Origin of the sequence: Solilutibacter silvestris (genome assembly GCF_050574925.1) — a bacterium.
GTDB lineage: Bacteria > Pseudomonadota > Gammaproteobacteria > Xanthomonadales > Xanthomonadaceae > Solilutibacter > Solilutibacter silvestris_A.
In genome coordinates this window covers 1-5,065 of record NZ_JBCMOO010000010.1, presented here as the reverse complement: position 1 = coordinate 5,065, position 5,065 = coordinate 1, and the positions used below count along the sequence as shown (strand labels likewise).

5 protein-coding genes are annotated in these 5,065 nt (G+C 50.8%); all 5 read left to right on the top strand.

Annotated elements, in window-relative coordinates; all coding sequences use genetic code 11:
- Nucleotides 1–339: 339 nt before the first annotated feature.
- The 5 genes from ABE093_RS12810 to ABE093_RS12790 all read left to right on the top strand — a co-directional run bounded on the left by ABE093_RS12810 (nucleotide 340) and on the right by ABE093_RS12790 (nucleotide 4,579).
- Nucleotides 340–978: a hypothetical protein gene (locus ABE093_RS12810; RefSeq protein ID WP_430761304.1), complete on the top strand. Its 639-nt coding sequence runs from the start codon at nucleotides 340–342 to the stop codon at nucleotides 976–978.
- 379 nt (nucleotides 979–1,357) lie between these two features.
- Nucleotides 1,358–2,371 (top strand): alpha/beta hydrolase, encoded by a 1,014-nt coding sequence (locus tag ABE093_RS12805; RefSeq protein WP_430761303.1) that lies wholly within the window; start codon nucleotides 1,358–1,360, stop codon nucleotides 2,369–2,371.
- A 743-nt stretch (nucleotides 2,372–3,114) separates the two neighbouring features.
- Entirely contained in the window at nucleotides 3,115–3,423 is a 309-nt protein-coding gene (locus ABE093_RS12800; RefSeq protein WP_430761302.1) for a hypothetical protein, read from the top strand.
- A 127-nt stretch (nucleotides 3,424–3,550) separates the two neighbouring features.
- On the top strand, nucleotides 3,551–3,970 hold the full coding sequence (locus ABE093_RS12795) for a hypothetical protein (RefSeq protein WP_430761301.1): 420 nt from the start codon (nucleotides 3,551–3,553) through the stop codon (nucleotides 3,968–3,970).
- Nucleotides 3,971–4,093: 123 nt separating this feature from the next.
- Nucleotides 4,094–4,579 carry a DUF2059 domain-containing protein gene (locus tag ABE093_RS12790; protein WP_430761300.1) on the top strand — a complete coding sequence of 162 codons (486 nt, stop codon included), beginning with the start codon at nucleotides 4,094–4,096 and terminating at the stop codon, nucleotides 4,577–4,579.
- The last annotated feature ends 486 nt before the right edge of the window (nucleotides 4,580–5,065 follow it).

Here is a 5,065-nt window from a genome sequence, read left to right as displayed (position 1 = left end):
GGCTTAACTCAGGTGTTAGGGCCCACGCATGGTTTCCAATCGCGCGAAAGCAAACTGGACGGACGAGCAAATTGACGAATATTTGTTCGGGAATGGAGTTGGCCTGTATCAATATTTTCTCAGCGGGGCACCAGGTTCATATTGCCTTTGCTATACAAATCCCGAAGGCCGGGACTTTGATTTACTAATTGACGACGATGTTTTGACTGAGAAAGCAATTCGAAGGCTTCTTTTACTTGGCGTTCGTACCGAGGAATCCCGTTAGCAGCCAATCGATGGCGTGCCCTAACTAATCGTTCAAGCCGACACCGCNNGCTTAACTCAGGTGTTAGCCAGATTATGAATTTCCATCGCCCCTTGGCTATTGCTACCGCAGTTATTGTCGCTATCTTAATTTTTACCCCTCACTTTGTTCCGAGAAACTCGACAATTACTCAGGGAAACCCATTAGCAGATAAGCACCTCTCCGAAAGAGTGAACGATGTAGGTCTTACTCCCTGCGATGATCCTTATCCCACAAATTTTCAAAATGACAGAAATCCAAAAGATTATCTTTTTAAAGATTCGCCTTTAGATTCTTTATTTTATGTTGTTGAAATCCCATCATTTAGCCCCCCGAGCGGAATTTCCGTGTCGTCCACGCAAATTTTTTCCGCTACCTATGCGGATATGCCGAATGAACATGAGCTTCCTCGCATAACGCATAAATCGACAGAAATCGATCAGAAATTAGCGTTTAAATCAGAAGATGTTATAAGGCGAGAGACTATATATGCTTCATCGCTGCCTACCCTCGGCATGGATGGAACACAATATTTTTTCTATCACCATGGTAAATGCGCATATACCTGGTCTCCAAAGTGGTCTAGCCGCGCCGGGAAACTAACAATGCTTTATGTCGACCTCGCTAAGGGCTCACGTAATGATTCTGCAATCTACAAACTAATTCAAGAAATCGAAGCGCTCGAAACTCGCTAATCTGGCTAACTATTCGTTCAATCCGACCCCGCTTCGTGGCACCGTCCGCGTGCCTGCGCTACGCTAGCACGCGTCCGCCGCCACTGCGCGTGGCGGCTTAACTCAGGTGTTAGGCGTTCCATTGGCGTTTTGCAAAGAGAATTCCCTTAAAGCCAGAAATCCTCTGGTCTTGGCCCTTCTCGCCTTCGCTCAAAAACCAAAACTAACTAAAGAATGCTTGCGCGTACTACTGGATCCTGAGCCCTCCTCCGCTCTTGGCGCGCAAACTGGTTTCAGGCAGCTACGGTGGAAAGAAAAGTAAGTCTTAGTAAGAGCCAAAGCTACAGTTTTACGAGCAACAACAGAAGCTGGCTCCAAATAGCATTTTCGTCACCCAACAATGGCGAAAGCGGCTCCTCGTAGGCATCTTAGCCTCGAGGAACGCCTAACTGTTCGCTCAAGCCGACCCCGCTTCGTGGCACCGCCCGCGTGCCTGCGCTACGCTAGCACGCGTCCGCCGCCACTCGCGTGGCGGCTTAACTCAGGTGTTAGACCAATGCGATGGAAGAGACTCGCGATTGTTGTCGTCGTATTAGTCGCCGCCGGTCTTGTCGTTACTCTAGTCATCGGACAAGTCCTAATTTCACCCGCTCAACACTCAATTGGATCAGCGCCAGCCGATCTCGGAGCCGAGCCTGTAAAAGTGGAATCCTCAGTAGGGCCAATATCCGGTTGGCTAATTCGGGGCACCAAGCCCAAGGGGGCAGTACTTCTCTTGCATGGCGTGCGTTCCAACAGACTTCAAATGGTTCCGAGGGCACGTTGGCTCAAAAATTTAGGCTACTCCGTACTACTAATTGATCTCCCTGCCCATGGTGAAACACCCGGGGATCACATCACCTTCGGCTTTAACGAAGCAAAAGCAGTGGATGCCTCCCTGAATTACTTACATCAACAATTCCCAAAACGACCCGTAGGAATTATTGGCGTTTCATTGGGCGCTGCATCTACTGCTCTTTCAAATCCGAACCAAAGCCCAAACGCCGTTGTTCTGGAATCTATGTATCCCACGATTAACGACGCCATTAATGACCGCCTTTCCATCCATTTAGGGAAATTCGGCCCATATTTCGCCCCGCTGCTCCTATGGCAAATCCCTGCCCGGTTAGATGTCCCAGCCAGGGAGCTCAGGCCCATAGACCATCTAAAAGGGCTAAGTTCCCCTGTCTTAATTGCCTCTGGCACTAAGGACCAGCACACCAGAATTGACGAAGCTCGGTCAATCTACCAAGCGGCATCCGAACCTAAAGAATTCTGGGAAGTTCAAGGTGCTGCACATGTGGATCTGTTTGACTTCGATCCTGCTACATACAAAGCCCATATAGAGCCGTTCTTGCAGAAGTACGTCAACTGAAGAGCGCATTGGTCTAACTAATCGTTCAAGCCGACCCCGCTTCGCGGCGTCGTCTGCGGCTTCTGATAGTCTGCCGCTGCCCGCCGCCGCAAACCGGGGCGGCTTAACTCAGGTGTTAGACCTCACACGACATGTATCTGCTATCGAAGGAAGGACGCGGGAACTTCATTGGTTTTCTGCGCAATTTGACGCCGCAAGTCTTGCTCTTATCAGCGGGATTTGTTCTATTTTCCGTTTGGCTTAAAGACAAGTCATCATGGCTATATCTAATATTGGCCATAGGTCTTGGCATAGTCACGTTTCTTGCCATCTATGCAAACCTGGAGGAATTTCTCGACAGCTCCTTTAGCCAAGCGAAGAAATAGCCGAAAGACGGGATGCAATTAAGCGAGAAACCCAGTCAAAGCGCCTGCGCCTATACAGAATTCTTGCTTTTATTATCAAAGAAAAGCCAAAGACACTAGTTGAACTAGTTGTAGCAATGAGCATCGTCTACTTGGGCGTAATAGCTGTACTGTGGACAGCTGTCCTCACTGCCATTAAAGCAATAAAGTGAGGTCTAACTATTCGTTCAAGCCGACCCCGCTTCGCGGCGTCGGCCTACGGCTTTTGGTAGTCTGCCGCAACCCGCCGCCGCAAACCGGGGCGGCTTAACTCAGGTGTTAGGCTGCGCCAGAGCAACTTCATAGAGTCCTCACAAAGCAACCGTAGCTTTCCTGCGGAAGTCTTAACGAGCACTTCAAATGAAAAAACAGCCCCTCCTTCGCCCTGCCATTGGAACCGCGCTTCTACTCGCCATTCCTATGGTCATGACGATCATTGATCACAACCAGCCTCAGGGAAAAGGCTGGCACTGGGGACTTCTAGACTTTGCTGTCATGGGGGTACTCCTAATGGCAGCGGGAACTTCCTACGAACTCGTTTCGGCCAGAATGAAAAGCACTACCCAGCGCGTAGCTTTAGGGGTAGTCGTTTCAGGAGTTGTTCTGGCGATATGGGTAGAGCTAGCGGTTGGCGGTATCAGTCAACTTATCGGCTGGACGACAGCCTAACTATTCGTTCAAGCCGACCCCGCTTCGTGGCACCGTCTGCGTGCCTGCGCTACGCTAGCACGCGTCCGCCGCCACTCACGGGGCGACTTAACTCAGGTGTTAGGCCGCTGACAAGGATCATCCCGTCGTGTTCAAATCTCTTCGGTTTCCACTGGCCTATGTGCTCGAGGTTGTGCTCCTGGTTCCGTTATTTGCCAGCTTCTGCTTAGTTACCGCTTTCATAGCGTCACACTCCAGCTCCTCCCTTCGGGCGACGGAGGCTCGCATTCCATCTAACTGGGAAGCAGCCGTACCCAATCATGGCGGCTACTTGCGGGGCTTTTCCATTACAGCTCATCCAGCACTATTTGCGCTGTCGATTGCTGTTTTTTTGGTGGTCGGTGCTCTATCGTGGCAGCTGCGCGTCGCCCAATCGTGGCAACGTCGCAATGTGCCCCCCGCCCAGGCTCGTACCTATGCTATTGCTGCAGCCGTTACCTTTGTTGCTTGGGTAGCCATCGCGCTGTTCTTATTTACACAAGTATTGCCAAAGCTGGCAGCGGCCTAACTAATCGTTCAAGCCGACCCCGCTTCGTGGCACCGTCCGCGTGCCTGCGCTACGCTAGCACGCGTCCACCACCACTGCGCGTGGCGGCTTAACTCAGGTGTTAGGCTTACCATGGAGAAAAAGATGAATATCCGACACAGATTCCTTCTGATTTTTATTCTCGCTTCCTCAGGCACCTCTTTCGCTCAATCATCTCCGCAAAGTCAAATTGACCCAGAAAAGAGACAGCTAATTAATCGTCTATTTGTGGTGATGGGCATTAAGGACAATGCCGAAGCAATGAAGGGAAAAATATTTGCATTGATGAGCTCATCAAAAAGCCAAGAACAAAAAGAAGTCATTGACCGTGTTAGTAAAAAATTCGATTCACAAAAGATCGTTGACGCATACATCCCGATATACGATCGGCACTACTCAAAAGACGATCTTAAAGGTCTAATCTCTTATTACGAATCTCCCCTTGGACGCAAGGTGGTCAAAGAATCTCCCGCAATAGCTCAAGAGGGGCTGATGGCTGGTGCCGAGATGGGGCGCGAAGTGGGCAAGGAAGTGGAGGCTGAGCTAGCAGCGGAAAAATCTGCACAAGACGCCGCAGGCAAGCCTAACTAATCGTTCAAGCCGACACCGCTTCGCGGCACGGTTTTGGGCTTTCCGCTACGCTAGCCCAAAACCGCGCCACTCTCGGTGCGGCTTAACTCAGGTGTTAGGCATTCCATTTGCGTTTTGCAAAGAGATTTCCCTTAAAGCCAGAAACCCCCGACTCTTGGCCCTTCTCGCCTTTCGTTTTAAACGCCAAAAGCTCGCTAAAGAACGCTTGCGCGCAACTCCCGGCTTCTGAACCCTCCTCCGCTCTTGGCGCGCAAGCTGGCTTCAGGCGGCCACGACGAAATCAAAGTAAGCCTTATTAAGAGCAAGAGCCGTAGGTTAGGAGCAACAACAAAAGCTGGCCCCGAGTGGCATTTTCGTCAACCAACAATGGGAAAAGCGGCTCCTCGTTGGCATCTTAGTCTTGAGGAATGCCTAACTAATCGTTCAAGCCGACACCGCTTCGCGGCACGGTTTTGGGCTCTACGCTACGCTAGCCCAAAACCGCAC